Genomic DNA, 15,807 nt, shown 5'->3' with positions numbered 1-15,807 from the left:
AAGGCGTGCCGGAGGGGTGGCACGCCAGTTGGCCGGTCAGGCCAGCGACGCGGCGATGCGCTGCTGTTCGTCCTTGAGCGCCTGCGGCATGCGCGGGCCGTACTCGTCGAGGTAGTCGCCGATGCTGGCGAACTCGGCCTGCCAGCCGGCGTGGTCGAAGCCGAACAGCTTGGCGCGGCCTTCCTCGTTCAGCGTGACACCGTCGAGGTTGAGGTCGCCCTCGGCCGGCAGGTGGCCGATCGGGGTTTCGACCGCGGCGGCCTCGCCCTTGACGCGGCCGATCATCCACTCCAGCACGCGCAGGTTGTCGCCGAAGCCCGGCCACAGGAATTTGCCATCGTCGCCCTTGCGGAACCAGTTGACGTGGAAAATCTTCGGAAGATCCGCCTTCGGCAGCTTGGCGTCATCGTGGTCGAACGACAGCCAGTGGCTGAAGTAGTCGGCGAAGTTGTAGCCACAGAACGGCTTCATCGCCATCGGGTCGCGGCGCATCACGCCGACCGCGCCGGTGGCGGCGGCGGTGGTTTCCGAGCCCATCGCGGCGCCGACCAGCACGCCGTGGGTCCAGTCGCGCGCCTCGAACACCAGCGGCACCAGCGAGGCGCGGCGGCCGCCGAACACGATCGCCGAGATCGGCACGCCCTGCGCGTCCTCGGCCTTGGCCGAGTAGCTCGGGCACTGCTTGGCCGAGACGGTGAAGCGCGAGTTCGGGTGCGCGGCCGGGCCCTTGGCGGCGTCGAACGGGTTGCCGCGCCAGTCGGTGACCGCGGTCTGGCCGTCGTCGAGGCCTTCCCACCACGGCTGGTTGTCGGCGGTGACACCGACGTTGGTGAAGATGGTGTCGTGCTGGATCGAGGCCAGCGCGTTCGGGTTGGACTTGGCCGAGGTGCCCGGGGCGACGCCGAAGAAGCCGGCCTCCGGGTTGATCGCGTACAAGCGGCCGTCGCTGCCCGGGCGCATCCAGCAGATGTCGTCGCCGATGGTCCACACCTTCCAGCCGGCGTTGCGGTAGCCCTCCGGCGGGATCAGCATCGCCAGGTTGGTCTTGCCGCAGGCCGACGGAAATGCGGCCGCGACGTAATGGGTCTCGCCCTGCGGGTTCTCGATGCCCAGGATCAGCATGTGCTCGGCCAGCCAGCCTTCGCTGCGCGCCTGGTGCGAGGCGATGCGCAGGGCGTGGCACTTCTTGCCGAGCAGGGCGTTGCCGCCGTAGCCGGAGCCGAACGACTGGATCGTCAGTTCCTCGGGGAAATGCATGATGAAACGGCGCTCGGGGTCGAGCTCGCCGATCGAGTGCAGGCCTTTCACAAACGAACCTTCACGCTCGATCCGTGCCAGCGCCGGCGCGCCCATGCGGGTCATGATGCGCATGTTGGCGACCACGTACGGGCTGTCGGTGATCTCCACGCCGCAGCGCGACAGCGGCGAGTCGATCGGGCCCATGCAGTACGGGATCACGTACATCGTGCGACCCTGCATGCAGCCGTCGAACAGCGCGTCCATCTTGGCGTGCGCATCAAGCGGGGCCATCCAGTGGTTGTTCGGACCGGCATCGTCCTTGTGCGCGGTGCAGACGAAGGTCAGGTGCTCGACACGGGCAACATCGTCCGGATGCGAGCGGTGCAGGTAGCTGTTCGGGTGGCTCTGCTCGTTGAGCTGGATCAGGGTGCCGTCGGCCTGCATCTGCGCGATCAGCGCGGCGTTCTCGGCGTCGCTGCCGTCGCACCAGTGGATCGCATCAGGTCTGGTCAGCGCGGCGACTTCGGCAACCCACGCATTCAACGCGGCCAGCTGGCTACCTTGGCTCCCCGGCGCGATGGCAGGTTTCGAGACCTCGTGCTTCGAGACATCGTGGGAAATGGCATTCACGGCAAACATCCTCCAGCCCGGGCCGGCTGTAAGCAAAAGAAAATCAGGAAGACGGGATCAGCGTGGCCATCATGTGCTCGACATAGGCCTCGAATTCGTCGTGTTGCATGCGCGCCTGGTGCAGCTGCAGGTTGAGCTGCAGGAAGCCGACGTAAGCGGCGTAGAGCAGACGGGCGCGGTGCTGGGCGTCGGTGCGGTTCAAGCCGGCTTGGCGGAACGACGCGGTCAGGTAATCCATGCGGCGTTCGGAGACGCGGCCGATCACCGGCTGCACGGCGGGGTGGTCGAGCGCCTTGAGCAGCTCGGAATAGATGACGTGCGACTTGAACTCGTGCGCGACCAGGTTGAACAGAGCACGCAGGCGTTCGCGCGGGTCGGAGATCGGTTCGAGCTGGCCAAACACGGTCTCCTGTTCGACCTTCTCCCAGCGCTCCAGCGCGGCGACCAGCAGTGCGTCGCGCGATGGGAAGTGCCAATAGAAGCTGCCCTTGGTCACGCCGAGGCGGCGCGCCAGCGGCTCGACTGCCACCGCGGCCACGCCCTGCTCGGCGATCAGGTCGAGCGCGGCCTGCGCCCAATCGTCCGCACTGAGACGGCCGGTCCGCTCTGGACCGGTACGGGAGGGCTTGGTTTGCGCACTCTGGCTCATGGGCGACAAGTTTAACCATACGCCACCGGCGGGAACAGTATGCGCGATCATCGGGGCTGGCTGAACGTGGTTGACAGCGCCGGAACAGCTTACCATACTCGTGCGTATGTTGGATGCTTGATGCAGTCGTTTGAATGGCCCGGCCACCACACGCCTGACATCACACCTTCTCCATTAGCCTGTCGTCATCGCCGCATCGCCGCTGGAGCGTCGTCATGAGTATCGCGATTCCGTTTATTGCCTTCCTGCTGATCGGCGCGATCGCCGCCTACCACCGGCTGCGCCTGCCGGTCTGGGCGGCGTTGACCGCGACCGTGCTGGTCGCCTGCTGGCTGCTCGGCGCCAGCGGCGCGGCCACCGTCGCCGCCGGCGTGGTCACCGCGCTGATCGCGGTGCCGCTGCTGCTGCCGCAGATCCGTCTGCCGTTCATCACCAAGCCGCTGCTGGGCTTCTACACCAAGATCCTGCCGCCGCTGTCTGAAACCGAGCGCGTCGCACTGGAAGCCGGCACGGTCGGCTGGGAAGGCCAGCTGTTCTCCGGCAAGCCCGACTGGGACGTGCTGCACCACCAGCCCAAGCCGACGCTGCGCGCCGACGAGCAGGCCTTCCTCGACGGCCCGGTCGAAGAGCTGTGCAAGATGATCAACGACTGGCAGATCACCCACGTCGACGCCGACCTGTCGCCGGCGCTGTGGGACTTCATCAAGAAGAACAAGTTCTTCGGCATGATCGTGCCGAAGGAGTACGGCGGTCTGGGCTTCACCGCACTGGGCAACCACAAGGTGATCCAGAAACTGGCGTCGATCTCCTCGGTGGTCAGCTCCACCGTCGGCGTACCGAACTCGCTCGGTCCGGCCGAGCTGCTGATGCACTACGGCACCCAGGAACAGAAGGACCACTACCTGCCGCGCCTGGCCGACGGCCGTGAGGTGCCCTGCTTCGGCCTGACCGGTCCGTGGGCCGGCTCCGATGCCACCTCGATCCCCGACTTCGGCATCGTCACCACCGGCGAGTGGAACGGCGCGCGCGTGGTCGGCGTCAAGCTGACCTTCGACAAGCGTTACATCACCCTCGCCCCGGTCGCCTCGCTGATCGGCCTGGCCTTCCGCATGTACGACCCGGACGGCCTGATCGGCGACAAGCAGGACATCGGCATCACCCTGGCGCTGCTGCCGCGTGACACCGCCGGCGTCGAGATCGGCCGCCGCGCGATGCCGCTCAACAGCCCGTTCCAGAACGGCCCGATCCGCGGCAAGGACGTGTTCATCCCGCTGAGCCAACTGATCGGCGGCGAAGCCTACGCCGGCAAGGGCTGGCAGATGCTGGTGGAGTGCCTGTCGATCGGCCGCTCGATCACCCTGCCCTCCACCGCCAGCGGCGGCTCCAAGATGGGGGCGATCGCCACCGGCGCTTATGCCCGCATCCGCAAGCAGTTCGGCCTGTCGATCGGCCGCTTCGAGGGTGTCGAGGAGGCGCTGGCCCGCATCGGCGGCAACGCCTACACCATCAGTGCGCTGGCCGAGGCTTCGGCCGCGGCGGTCGCGCGCGGAGAACTGCCGGCGGTGCCGTCGACCATCTCCAAGTACCACTGCACCGAGATGGGCCGCGAAGTCGCCACCGACGTGATGGACATCCTCGGCGGCAAGGGCATCATCCTCGGCCCGCGCAACTTCGCCGGCCGCAACTGGCAGGCCGCGCCGATCATGATCACGGTCGAGGGCGCCAACATCATGACGCGCTCGCTGATGATCTTCGGCCAGGGCGCGATCCTGTGCCATCCGTGGGTGCTCAAGGAAATGAAGGCGACGACGCTGCCCGATCCGGACGAGCGCCTGCGCGAGTTCGACAAGAACCTGTTCGGCCACATCGGTTTCGCCATCTCGAATGCTGTCCGCGCTCTTTGGTTCGGCCTGAGCTCGGCCAAGCTCGGCGCCGCGCCGGGCGACGCCTACACGCGCCGCTACTACCGCAAGCTCAACCGCTATTCGGCGGCGCTGGCACTGTGCGCGGACACCTCGATGCTGCTGCTCGGCGGCAAGCTGAAATTCAAGGAGTCGCTGTCGGGGCGCCTGGGCGACGTGCTCAGCAACCTGTACATCGCCAGCGCCCTGCTCAAGCGTTACGAGGACGAGGGCCGCCCGGCCGCCGACCAGCCGCTGCTGGCGTGGTCGATCCACAACGCCACCTTCAAGATCGAGAAGGCGCTGTCTGGTGCGCTGCGCAACTTCCCATTTCGCCCGGTCGGCTGGCTGCTGTGGGCGCTGGTGTTCCCGCTCGGTCGCCGCGCGCAGTACCCCAGCGACCGCCTTGGCCACAAGGTCGCTTCCTTGCTGATGTCGCCCAACGAGGCGCGTGACCGCCTTGCCGTCGGCGTGTTCACCACGCCGTGTGAGAACAACCCGGCCGGCCGCATCAACAGCTATCTGCCCAAGGCCATCCTGGCCGAGCCGGTGGAGCGCAAGTTCCTCAAGGCGCTCAAGAACAGCGACATCGAGGCGCACGATTTCGCTTCGCAGCTGGACGAGGGCGTGCGCGAGGGCTGGATCACCGCCGACGAGCGCAAGCAGCTGGAAGAGCTGCGCGTGATGACCATCGACGCGATCAGCGTTGACGACTTCGACGCGCAGGAGCTGCGCTCGGCCGGCTACCGGCATGACGCCGGTGCCGATCGCGCCGCGGCCTGAGGTCGCACCGAAGGGATCACCACGACGGCGGGCCAGACCCGCCGTCGTCGTTTCCAGCCTGTCGTCCGGGAGTTGCGCCGATGTCGGTTTCCGTACTGTCCCTGTATCGCCGACTGACCCGCTGGCCCGCCGGCCACTGGCTGTTCTCACGCGCGGTGTGCTTCAAGGCGCCGTACTTCGCCACGATCGCGCCACTCGTTGTGTCGCTGGCGCCCGGTCGCTGCGAGGTCCGCATCCACGACCGCCGTCGCGTCCACAACCACATCGGCACGGTGCATGCGATCGCACTGTGCAACCTGGCCGAACTCAGCGCCGGCATCATGACCGACGCGACGATCCCCGCGAGCATGCGCTGGATTCCCAAGGGCATGACCGTGGAATACCTGAAGAAGGCCGTCGGTACGCTGCACGGCGTCGCCACGCCGGACATCGCGGTGGTCGAGGCCGCCAACGGCTACGACCTGCCGGTCAGCGTCGCCGTCACCGACGCAGCGGGCGACACGGTGTTCCGTGCGCGCATCGCGATGTGGGTGTCACCGAAGCGATAGGCTGGGAGCACGATGCGGAGGCCGCAATGGCTGTCGCATTGCCGGGAAAACCCCTCGCTGCGCCCGGAATGACCGTTCAGACACCATGTGGCCGGACCGACAGTTCGCGCAGGCGCCGCTCGATAAAGCGGCGTTGTGGCTCCTGCCGGGTCAACGCCAACGCCCGTTCGTAGCCGGCACGCGCCGCCTCGAAGCGACCCAGCCGCCGGCACAACTCAGCCCGCGCCGAATGCGCCAGCGCGTACTGCTGCAACTCGTCGCGCGCGAGGATGGCGTCGATGAGCGCAAGACCGGCCTGCGGACCGTCGCGCATCGCCACAGCCGCGGCACGGTTGAGCTCAACCACCGGCGAAGGATCGGCGCGCAGCAGCAGGTCGTAGAGGGCCACGATCTGTGCCCAGTCGGTGTCGGCCGGCGTGGCCGCTTCGGCATGCACGGCGGCAATGGCCGCCTGCAGGCTGTAGGGCCCGAAACGGCGCGAGGCCAGCACACGCCGCACCAGCGCGACGCCCTCGTCGATGCGCTTGCGATCCCACAGACGCCGGTCCTGGTCGTCAAGCAAGACCAGTTCGCCTTCCTCGCTGACGCGCGCGTGACGGCGCGAGTCGTGCAACAGCATCAGGGCAAGCAGCCCCAGCACCTCCGGATCGGGCAACAGCTCCGCCAGCAGGCGCCCGATCCGGATGGACTCCATCGACAGGTCGTGACGGGTCACCGAGTCGCCGCTGGAAGCCGCATAGCCCTCGTTGAACACCAGGTAGACCACCTGCAGCACCGAATCCAGGCGCTGCGGCAGTTCGACGCGCGCGGGCACCCGGTATGGAATCTTCGCGTCGCGGATCTTGGCCTTGGCGCGGACGATGCGCTGGGCGACCGTCGGCGGCGTAACCAGGAAGGCGCGCGCGATTTCTTCGGTGGTCAGGTCGCACACCTCGCGCAGCGTCAACGCCACCTGCGCATCGGGCGGCAAGGCCGGATGGCAGCAGGTGAAGATCAGGCGCAACCGATCGTCTTCCAGTTCCTCATCGTTGGAATCGGCGCCTGTGTAGAGCTGCTCGGCGATGGCGGTCAGCGATGCGTCAAAACGCGCGCGGCGGCGCAGGCCGTCGATGGCACGGAAGCGCCCGGCCGAGACCAGCCAGGCCCGCGGCTGCGCGGGAACGCCTTCGCGTGGCCATTGTTCGATGGCGGCGCGAAAGGCATCGTGCAGCGCTTCTTCGGCCAGATCGAAATCGCCCAGCAGACGGATCAGCGTGGCCAGCACGCGACGCGACTGACTGCGGTACAGCGTTTCGACCTGTGCGCGGATCGCGTCGGCGTCGGCGGTGTCGAGCATTGCCGTTCAGGGCCTCTCGAACTCCAGCACCGGCCGCACCTCGATGCAGCCCAGCCGGGCCGAGGGGATCCGCGACATGACGGCCACGGCTTCATCAAGATCCTTGGCGTCGATCAGCATGAAGCCCCCGAGTTGCTCCTTGGTTTCCATATAGGGACCATCGGTAAGCGACGTCCGCCCGTCGCGTACGCGCAACAGCGTGGCCGAACGGGCCGGCTGCAGCGCTTCCCCGCCCAGCATCCGGCCGGCGCGCCGCAGGTCGTCGTCGACCGCGAAGTACTCCCCCAGCACCGAGTCGAACTCGCCCTTGGGCATGGCGTCGAACAGGCTTTCGTCGTCGTAGAACAGGCACAGGTATTTCATGGCGTCCTCCTGGTGGCGTTGGTTTGCTTGCCTGGTCGTCGTGAGGCGGGCTGGATCGACAGTCTCAGGCCGAGCGGGCCAGGCCGATCGTCCGGACCTCGATCGTGCCGTAACGCGCCACCGGGACCTTGGCGGCGATCTGCAGGGCATCGTTGAGGTCGCGCACGTCCAACAGCAGGAAGCCGCCCAGTTGCTCCTGCGTCTCGACGAACGGGCCGTCGGTGATCGACAGCCGGCCGTTTCGCACCCGCACGATGGTTGCCGACTCCGGCGGCAGCAGCGGATCCGCCGCAACCAGTACCCCGGCCTGGCGCAGTTGTTCGTCGAAGGCCTGCGATTCTTCGACCAGCGCATCGAGCTCGGATCCGGACAACGTGTCCATTCGCCCCTTCTCGAAGTGGACCAGGCACAGGTAGTTCATGACGCCTCCACGGCAATGACCTCTTGGTCGCATACCGGCTTGTCGATCCCGGGCACCGGGAATCGACAGCTCAGGCGAACAGGACCGCTACGACGACCAGCAGCGCCGCACGTACAGGAGGTGGCGGTGGTCCGGCACCTGGTGTTCGCGATACCGCACTCCATAGCGCCCTGCAAAACGAGGACGCGACATCTCACGATGCCGCGCCCGGAGTCTTGGTCACCAGCCCATCACTGTCGACCCTGCGCGCAAGCCGCCAGCCGATGCCCGCCGCGGCCAGCGCCGCCAACGCACTCAGCCCGGCGAAGCCCGCCGTCACCACGCCGAGCGAACGCAGCCCGTTCATGGCCACGGCGATGGCGGTATCGCCGAAGCGCCACACCGCCGTGTCCACGGCGTTCTGGCCCTTGTAGCGCACGCTGCGCGGCACGCGGGTGAACAGGCTGTGGCGTGCCGGTTCGGCCATGCCGTACGCCAGCCCGCGGCTGACGATCAGGGCAATCGCCACCGACGGCATCGAACCGATCAGCGGCGCGTGCGGGTCGGCGGAAAAAACCACCACCGCGAGCACGGCAATGCTCACCGTCGCCCAGACCAGGATCACGGCGCCGGGGCCTTTGCGTGGCAGCAACCAGCGCGTGAGCGTGATCTGGGTGATCGCCGTCAACGTATTGGCGGCCAGGTCGACATTAGCGGCGAAGCGCGTGCGCGAGACCGCATCGGTGAACGTGGCGCCGGAGTAATCGGCCACCAGCGCGTAGTTGACGGTGCCGATCCCGTCCGCAAGCAATAACAGCACCGCCATGCCACGCATGAACGGGTTGCCGAAGATCTGCTTGAGCCCGTCGAGCATGCCGCCACCGACGGCTGCCTCGTGCCCGGCATCGTGCCGTCGTGCGCCGTGGACACGCGCCCAGCGCCCCAGCAGCACGATGCAGGCCACGGCAATGCCCAGCAGCGATGCCGACACCACCAGCAATGGCGCCACGCCGATCACGTCGACCAGGCTGCGCGTCAAGATCGGACCGGTCACCGCCCCGGCGGTGCCGGCCACGGCGATGATCGGGAACAGCCGCCGGGATTGATCCTCGTTCCAGATGTCGGCCATGAAGCTCCAGAACACCGACACCACGAACAGGTTGAACACGCTCACCCAGACGAAGAACACCGTGCCCAGCGCACGCGGGCTCAGCAGGCCCTGGTGGGTGAACAAAGGGATGAAGGCCAACAGGCAGGCGATGAAGAAGCCGTATACCACCGGCACCACGACCCGGCGCGGATAGCGGGCCACCAGGCCGGCAAACACCGGCGTCAAGGCCAGGGTGGCGACGAAGGTGGCGGCATAGAACCAGGGCAGCTGGGTCGAACCGACCGCGGCCAAGAGCTGCTCGCGCACCGGCCGGATCACGTAATACGCCGCCAGGATGCAAAAGAAGTAGGTAAACGACAGGATGACCGCGTTCCACTCGCCGCCGTGGACACGTCCCGCCGGCGTGCTTTCGTCGTGGCTCGCGGTCATTCGACCTGCTCCGATACGGGTGCCGGCACGGTAGCCGATCGTGCCTGCCGTCGCCACCGCGGTAAAGCCGCAATGGCACTGACGGGAGCATTTGCTCTAATGGCGGCGCTTACGGTCGGCCGGCCGCAGGCAGCAACGTTCCGGACGGGTCAGGGCGCAAAACAGACGTGTACGACTACATCATCATCGGGGCCGGCTCGGCCGGCTGCGTGCTTGCCAATCGCCTGTCCGAAGACCCCAGCGTCAAGGTGCTGCTGCTCGAAGCGGGCCCGCGCGATCGCAACCCCTTCATCCACATGCCCGCCGGATTGGCCAAACTGGTCACCGCGAAGCGGGTCAACTGGGATTACGTCACCGCGCCGGAGCCACAACTCAACGGCCGCACGCTGTGGTGGCCGCGCGGCAAGGTGCTGGGTGGCTCCAGTTCGATCAACGCGATGTGCTACACCCGCGGCGTGCCCAGTGACTACGACGGCTGGGCCGCGCAGGGCGCCGTCGGCTGGGACTGGGCCAGCGTGTTGCCGTACTTCAAGCGCAACGAACGCAACGAGCGCGGCGGTGACGCCCTGCACGGCAACCAGGGGCCGCTGTACGTGGCCGACCTGCGCTACAGCAACCCGCTGTCGCACGCCTTCATCCAGGCCGGCACCCAGGCCGGCCATGCGCACAACCGCGACTTCAACGGTGCGCAGCAGCAGGGCTTCGGCCTGTACCAGGTCACCCAGAAAAACGGAGCGCGCTGCTCCAGCGCCGTGGCCTACCTCGACCCGGTACGCGAGCGCCACAACCTCACCATCGTCACCGGCGCCCACGTCAACCGCATCACCTTCGACGGCCCGGCCGGCGCCCGCCGCGCCAACGGCGTGGTCTTCAACTCACACGGCAAGTCCTACCACCAGCCCGCCGCGCGCGAGGTGCTGCTCAGCGGCGGCGCATTGAACTCGCCGCAGCTGCTGATGCTGTCCGGCATCGGCCCGGCCGCGCAGTTGCGCCGGCACGGCATCGAGGTCGTAACCGACGCATCGCAGGTCGGCGAAAACCTGCAGGACCACCTCGACATCTGCACGCTGCAGCACGCCACCCAGCGCATCACCTACGACCGCCTCAGTGACGCCAAGGTCGCCTTCGACTACTACCTGCGCGGCCACCGCGGCGCCGGCAGCAGCAACATCGCCGAGGCCGGTGCGTTCGTGCGCTCGCGTTTCGCCCCCGACGAACGTGCCGACATCCAGTTGCACTTCGTCCCGGCGATGCTCGACGACCACGGCCGCCATCGCCTCGCCGGCGACGGCTACACCGTGCATGCCTGCCTGCTGCGCCCGCGCAGCCGCGGCCGCCTCGTCCTCGCCAGCGGCCGTGCCGGCGACAAGATCCGCATCGAGGCCAACTACCTCAGCGATGCCGAGGGCTTCGACCTGAAGATGATGGTCGAGTGCGCCAAACTCTCGCGTGAGCTGCTCGCGCAGCCGGCCTTCGATGCCTACCGCGGCGCGCCGATCTTCCCGGCCCGCAACGACCTCGACGATGCCGGACTGGTCGAATTCATTCGCGCCAAGGCCGAAACCATCTACCACCCGATCGGCACCTGCCGCATGGGCGGCGACGAAGCCTCGGTGGTCGATCCGCAGCTGCGCGTGCGTGGCGTCGAGGGCCTGCGCGTGGTCGACGCATCGGTCATGCCCAACCTGATCGGCGGCAATACCAACGCGCCGACGATGATGATTGCCGAACGCGCTGCCGACCTGATCAGCGGGCGCATCTGATACGCCGGATGTGCCAACTCGCCGATATCGCATTGTTCCGACAAGCGGTGACCTCGTACCGAACCACCGTGCTTAACTCGCTATCGACACGGTGCTTTCAAAGCTGAACAGGTAGATCGTCAGAGCCAAGCGCAAAGATGATCACAAACCCAACAAAATCAGAAAGCTGAACGTGCTTTGTGCTCAAAAACCTGAGATCGGCGCTAGAATCCGACACATCTTCAGCAACATGCAGGCGCTGTGAGCGATGAAAGTCAACGCGAACGGGCGGTCACGTAATACCTGGCGCCTGGGGACCCTCGCGTTCCTGCTCACTCTAACCCTCGGCTCGACCGCGCAAACCACGTTGCGCTGGGAGACCCCGCAAACGGCGACCAGCCACACGGCAACGCCCTTGGGCGTCCACACGGCCACCGCGGTTGCACGCCCCACCACGATCCGCAACACACCACCGCTCGCCGCCGATTTCGACGTGCGGCAATTCGAGGCGATGGCACAGCAGTTGGTCGCCGACCAGCGCGTGCCGGGGCTGGCAATGGCGATCGTGCACAACGGCCGCGTGCTCAGCGCACGCGGTTTCGGCATCACCGACGTCAGCGCCGCACAGCCGGTCGACTCGCACACGGTGTTCCGGCTGGCGTCGCTGTCGAAAGGTTTCGCCGGCACCATGGCCGGGCTGCTGGTCAACGACGGCACCCTGCGCTGGGACAGCCGCCTCACCGACTACCTGCCGAACTTCCAGCTCGCCGATCCGTATGCCGCGCGCCAGATCACCGTCGCCGACCTGCTCAGCCACCGCGTCGGCCTGATCCACAACACCTACGACCGCGACCTCGAGCATCACGTCGACTACCGCACGCTGACGCAGAAGCTCGCCTACGCACCGCTGCGTTGCCAGCCGGGCACCTGCTACGGCTACCAGAACATCGCCTTCAGCCTGATCGGCGACATCGTGTTCGCCGCGACCGGCGACTTCTACAGCCAGGAAGTGCAGCGTCGCCTGTTCAAACCGCTCGGCATGAACGACGCCAGCCTGGGGCTCGAAGGCATCCAGGCCAGCCCGCGCTGGGCGCGCCCGCACGTGCGTGCGCGCGGCGGTTGGGCCTCGTTGATGCCCAAGGCAACCTACTACCAGTTGCCGCCGGCCGCCGGCGTCAACGCCAGCGCCAGCGACATGGCGCAGTGGTTGATCGCGCAGACCGGCCACCGCCCCGACGTGTTGCCGGCGCCGCTGCTGGCAACGCTGCATCAACCGCTGGTCGACACCCCCAGTGAACGGCGTGGCTCGGCCTGGCGCCGTGAGCGCGTCTCTTCCGCCGGCTACGCCTTGGGGTGGCGCGCTTACGATTACGCCGGCCACCGCCTGGTCTTCCACGGCGGCGCCGTGCAGGGCTATCGCGGACTGATCGCGATGCTGCCCGATCGCGACCTGGGCATCGCCCTGCTCTGGAACAGCGAAAGCGCGCTGCCGTCCGGCCTGCTGCCGACGATTCTCGATCGCGCCATCGGCCTGCCGGCGCAGCGCTGGCTCGACGTCGAGTTCGACGACCCGACACTGTATGTCGATGCCGCGCAGTCGCGACCCGGCACCGACCCGCCGGGCAGCAACGCCTCCGCCGCCAGCGCATCGCCGTACTGATCCGGCGAAAACGCAAAGCATCCAGCAGGCCGCGGCAACACCGCGGCCTGTTTCGTTAGCGCGTACGGTGGCGACACGTGGTTGGTGTGGCGCCCAACATGGGTGAGCTGTCCAGGCCCTTGGCGAAGCCGGCCTCGCCCTGCCGATTGCGCTCGGCCCAAGCCCGCGTGCCATCGCATGGCTGCCGTGCCGACCATTCAGCAATTGGATCACGCGCATGCCGGTCGCCTCCGGCGCCTGCACCTGCCGTTGCTCTCGGCGGTGCGCGACCGTGCCGCACATAAAAAAACTCTCCCCCCGCCTGGGCTGCGGGGAGAGAGCTGGATTACGGTACTCGGGGCTTTCTTAGATCATCGGTGCCGGGGTCGCCGGCATCGCGGTCACGGCCGGCTTCTTGGCGGCTCGCTTTTTGGCGGCCTTCTTCGCGGCCGGCTTCTTGGCGGCCTTCTTCGCGGCCTTCTTCACGGTCTTCTTGGCGCCAGCCTTCTTGGCAACCTTCTTCGCCGCCTTCTTGGCCGGACGCTTGGCTACCTTCTTGGCCGCCTTCTTGGCAGTCTTCTTGGCCGCCTTCTTAGCGGTCTTCTTGGCCGCCTTCTTGGCGGTCTTCTTGGCCGGACGCTTGGCTACTTTCTTGGCAGCCTTCTTGGCAGTCTTCTTCTTCGTCGCCTTCTTGGCGACCTTCTTCACGGCCTTCTTGGCGGCCTTCTTCACTGCCTTCTTCACTGCCTTCTTGGCAACCTTCTTCGCTGCCGTCTTCTTCTTGGCTACCTTCTTGGTCGCCTTCTTGGCGGCGGGTTTCTTCTTCGCAGCTTTCTTCATGGCCATGAGATGGCTCCTCGTCAGTGGTTGATCAGCGATCGATCAGTGGTCTTGCAGGTTTTAAAGCCCAGTTGAACCAGGGCCGCGGGAGTCGGACCCGCGTGCAGCCGCCGCCGCGCCAGGCGCGACGGAACGGATTGGGTACCCACCGTTTGCAGCGGGCAAACAAAAACCCAGCCTGCCGAAAGCGGACCGGGTTGGAGGGATGGAGACGTCGATGGTTTGGCGATTTGCGTTTTCGCGGAGGAAACGAATCCTGCGTCCACCGTTTTGACTGTCCGGGCGGAGGTCCGTTTTGTGCCACGAGTTGTCGCTTGATTTGTACTCACTCGCTTCCGCAGGAAACGTCTGCTGGGCGAAACCTAATCACGCTTTTTCAGGCTGTCAACAACTCCGCGATTTTTTTTTCAGCCGGTGCCCGCGGCTCGGCAACGGCATCGCCGTCCACAACCCCGGCTCACCACACCTCCGTAGTCGTGCAAGAACGACAACAGCAGCATCGCGAAATTTAAAAATCCCTTTTTTTAAGTACTTTCTTCAACAGGAATATCGACAGAACAGATGGAGCGCAGTCCCCGCGGAGTTGCCCTGGTTGCTCGTCGAAGCATCCGACCAGGTGCCGCAACGGCGAATTCGGCAACCGCAAAATGGCATGCCGATTTCGCGCCGCACAAGCCGATTTGCGCAAAAGTGCGCGAACTTTTTTTGCCGCGCATGGACACCAACACGATCCATTCGTGCAGTGCCTCATCCCTCTTGGGCGAGCGATGCGTGTTCGGCGAAGCACGCCGAGGCGCGTGCCGTTGTCCTGGCATTCCGGCGCCAGTGGCGTCGACACGCGGGTCGGAACACTCACCTTGCGTCGACATCGTCATGCCGACAACCCATGCGAGTCGCGCGGTGCCGCCGCCCGATTCGCTCGACGCAGCCGCCTCAGGCACGGTCAGAAGCCAGCCCCCAAAAAGCGACCGGCCGCACAAGGCGGCCGGTGGCGGACTACGAACGGAGGCGCGAAGACTCAGTGGTCGTCTTCTTCGAGCAGCTCGGCGTAGTCGTCGGGGGCCAGCAGCTCGTTGAGCTGTTCCGGCTCCTCGAGCTCGACGGTGAAGATCCAGCCCTCGCCGTAGGCGTCCTCGTTGATCGTTTCCGGCTTGTCCGACAACGCGGCGTTCACGGCGACGACCTTGCCCGAGATCGGTGCATAGACGTCGGAGGCAGCCTTGACCGACTCGACCACGGCGCAGGCGGTACCGGCCTCGACGCGGTCGCCAACGTTCGGCAATTCGACATAGACCAGGTCGCCGAGCAGGCCTTGCGCATGGTCGGAGATACCGACCGTGGCCTTGCCGTCGCCATCGACGCGGACCCACTCGTGGGATTTCAGGAATTTCAGATCGCCGGGGATTTCACTCATGGCAGGCCTCGAACTTTGCGGGGGCGGCAGGGACGGCGCCTAGTTTACCGGCGCCGGCGCGGGATGCGACAGGGTGCGGCTCAATCCCGATCGAGCACGCGGCGGTACGGCGGACGGCCGCTGAGCAGCGCCGTACGCAGGGCGTCGACGCGGTCCTGGCCCCAGAACGGTTCGTCGTCGAGCACGTAGCCGGGCAAACCCGGCAGGTCCGCCGCGATCGCGGCCTGGGTGTTGCGCGTGTAGATCGCGTCGATGCCGGGCGTAGCGGCCTGCGCCATCACCGCTGCGGCGTCGAAGCCGCAGGCATCGAGCAGGCGCGCGATCACCTGCGCATCGGCAAGGTCACGGTCGTGCGCCCACAGCGCGCGAAACGTCGCGCCCATGTAGGCGGCCGGATCGGCGCCGGCCTCAACCAGCGCGATCGCGCAGCGGTCGGCCAAGGCGATGTCGACCGGGAAGAACTTCGGCTTGAGGTTCAGCGGCACGCCGCGCTGTTCGCGCCAGCGTTGCAGCTCGACCAGACGGTAGCGCTGCCGTGCCGGCGCACGCTGGCCCAGCGGCAGGCCGCCGTTGGCGTCGAACAACTCGAAGATCCGCACCGGCCTGTACGCCAGCGTGGCGCCGGTCTCGCGCGCCACGTCGAGCACCGCCGCATGGCCCAGGTAGGCGTAGGGCGAGAGCAGGCTGAAGTAGTAGTCGACGACCGCCATGGCGCTCAGCCGAGCACGCCGTCCTGCGGTGTTTCCAGGCTCGGCATCCATGCCTCGCCAAGAAACCCGGCCC

General features: G+C 66.8%; 13 protein-coding genes. 4 read left to right on the top strand and 9 right to left on the bottom strand.

All coding sequences use genetic code 11. The annotated features are described in order from the left end of the window. Positions 1-36: 36 nt before the first annotated feature. On the bottom strand, positions 37-1,818 hold the full coding sequence (locus ACFOLC_RS07950) for a phosphoenolpyruvate carboxykinase (GTP) (RefSeq protein ID WP_386759026.1): 1,782 nt from the start codon (positions 1,816-1,818) through the stop codon (positions 37-39). 94 nt (positions 1,819-1,912) lie between these two features. Next, positions 1,913-2,518, bottom strand: coding sequence for a TetR/AcrR family transcriptional regulator (locus tag ACFOLC_RS07945; protein WP_386758710.1), 606 nt, complete (start codon positions 2,516-2,518; stop codon positions 1,913-1,915). A gap of 215 nt (positions 2,519-2,733) precedes the next feature. Between ACFOLC_RS07945 and ACFOLC_RS07940 the strand changes: the two genes are divergently transcribed. Beyond that, on the top strand, positions 2,734-5,202 hold the full coding sequence (locus ACFOLC_RS07940) for an acyl-CoA dehydrogenase (RefSeq protein ID WP_386758709.1): 2,469 nt from the start codon (positions 2,734-2,736) through the stop codon (positions 5,200-5,202). Positions 5,203-5,282: 80 nt separating this feature from the next. Beyond that, entirely contained in the window at positions 5,283-5,750 is a 468-nt protein-coding gene (locus ACFOLC_RS07935) for a hotdog fold domain-containing protein (RefSeq protein ID WP_386758708.1), read from the top strand. A gap of 76 nt (positions 5,751-5,826) precedes the next feature. Here the strand turns inward: ACFOLC_RS07935 and ACFOLC_RS07930 are convergent, their stop codons facing one another. The 4 genes from ACFOLC_RS07930 to ACFOLC_RS07915 form a co-directional block, all read right to left on the bottom strand. Beyond that, positions 5,827-7,086: an RNA polymerase sigma factor gene (locus ACFOLC_RS07930; protein WP_386758707.1), complete on the bottom strand. Its 1,260-nt coding sequence runs from the start codon at positions 7,084-7,086 to the stop codon at positions 5,827-5,829. A 6-nt stretch (positions 7,087-7,092) separates the two neighbouring features. Beyond that, positions 7,093-7,449, bottom strand: coding sequence for a YciI family protein (locus ACFOLC_RS07925; protein WP_386758706.1), 357 nt, complete (start codon positions 7,447-7,449; stop codon positions 7,093-7,095). A gap of 64 nt (positions 7,450-7,513) precedes the next feature. Beyond that, positions 7,514-7,870, bottom strand: coding sequence for a YciI family protein (locus tag ACFOLC_RS07920; protein ID WP_386758705.1), 357 nt, complete (start codon positions 7,868-7,870; stop codon positions 7,514-7,516). Positions 7,871-8,063: 193 nt separating this feature from the next. Then, positions 8,064-9,389 carry an NTP/NDP exchange transporter gene (locus ACFOLC_RS07915; RefSeq protein WP_386758704.1) on the bottom strand — a complete coding sequence of 442 codons (1,326 nt, stop codon included), beginning with the start codon at positions 9,387-9,389 and terminating at the stop codon, positions 8,064-8,066. A 167-nt stretch (positions 9,390-9,556) separates the two neighbouring features. On the opposite strand from ACFOLC_RS07915, the gene ACFOLC_RS07910 reads away from it, so the two are divergent. Together ACFOLC_RS07910 and ACFOLC_RS07905 are read left to right on the top strand one after the other, a co-directional pair. Then, positions 9,557-11,152, top strand: a complete 1,596-nt coding sequence (locus ACFOLC_RS07910) for a GMC family oxidoreductase (protein ID WP_386758703.1) — start codon at positions 9,557-9,559, stop codon at positions 11,150-11,152. 247 nt (positions 11,153-11,399) lie between these two features. Beyond that, a complete protein-coding gene (locus ACFOLC_RS07905) occupies positions 11,400-12,791 on the top strand; it encodes a serine hydrolase domain-containing protein (protein ID WP_386758702.1) in 1,392 nt (463 codons plus the stop codon). Positions 12,792-13,136: 345 nt separating this feature from the next. On the opposite strand, the gene ACFOLC_RS07900 is transcribed toward ACFOLC_RS07905, so the two are convergent. The 3 genes from ACFOLC_RS07900 to ACFOLC_RS07890 form a co-directional block, all read right to left on the bottom strand. After that, positions 13,137-13,616 (bottom strand): hypothetical protein, encoded by a 480-nt coding sequence (locus ACFOLC_RS07900; protein ID WP_386759044.1) that lies wholly within the window; start codon positions 13,614-13,616, stop codon positions 13,137-13,139. Positions 13,617-14,628: 1,012 nt separating this feature from the next. After that, complete coding sequence (gene gcvH, locus ACFOLC_RS07895) at positions 14,629-15,024, bottom strand: glycine cleavage system protein GcvH (RefSeq protein ID WP_386758701.1); 396 nt, start codon at positions 15,022-15,024, stop codon at positions 14,629-14,631. 80 nt (positions 15,025-15,104) lie between these two features. Continuing rightward, positions 15,105-15,734, bottom strand: a complete 630-nt coding sequence (locus ACFOLC_RS07890) for a 2-hydroxychromene-2-carboxylate isomerase (protein ID WP_386758700.1) — start codon at positions 15,732-15,734, stop codon at positions 15,105-15,107. Between the last annotated feature and the right edge of the window lie 73 nt (positions 15,735-15,807).

The sequence above is a fragment of the Lysobacter cavernae genome (genome assembly GCF_042648505.1).
In the GTDB taxonomy this organism is placed as follows: Bacteria; Pseudomonadota; Gammaproteobacteria; order Xanthomonadales; family Xanthomonadaceae; genus Lysobacter_L; species Lysobacter_L cavernae.
This window is presented reverse-complemented; position numbering and strand designations above follow the sequence as displayed.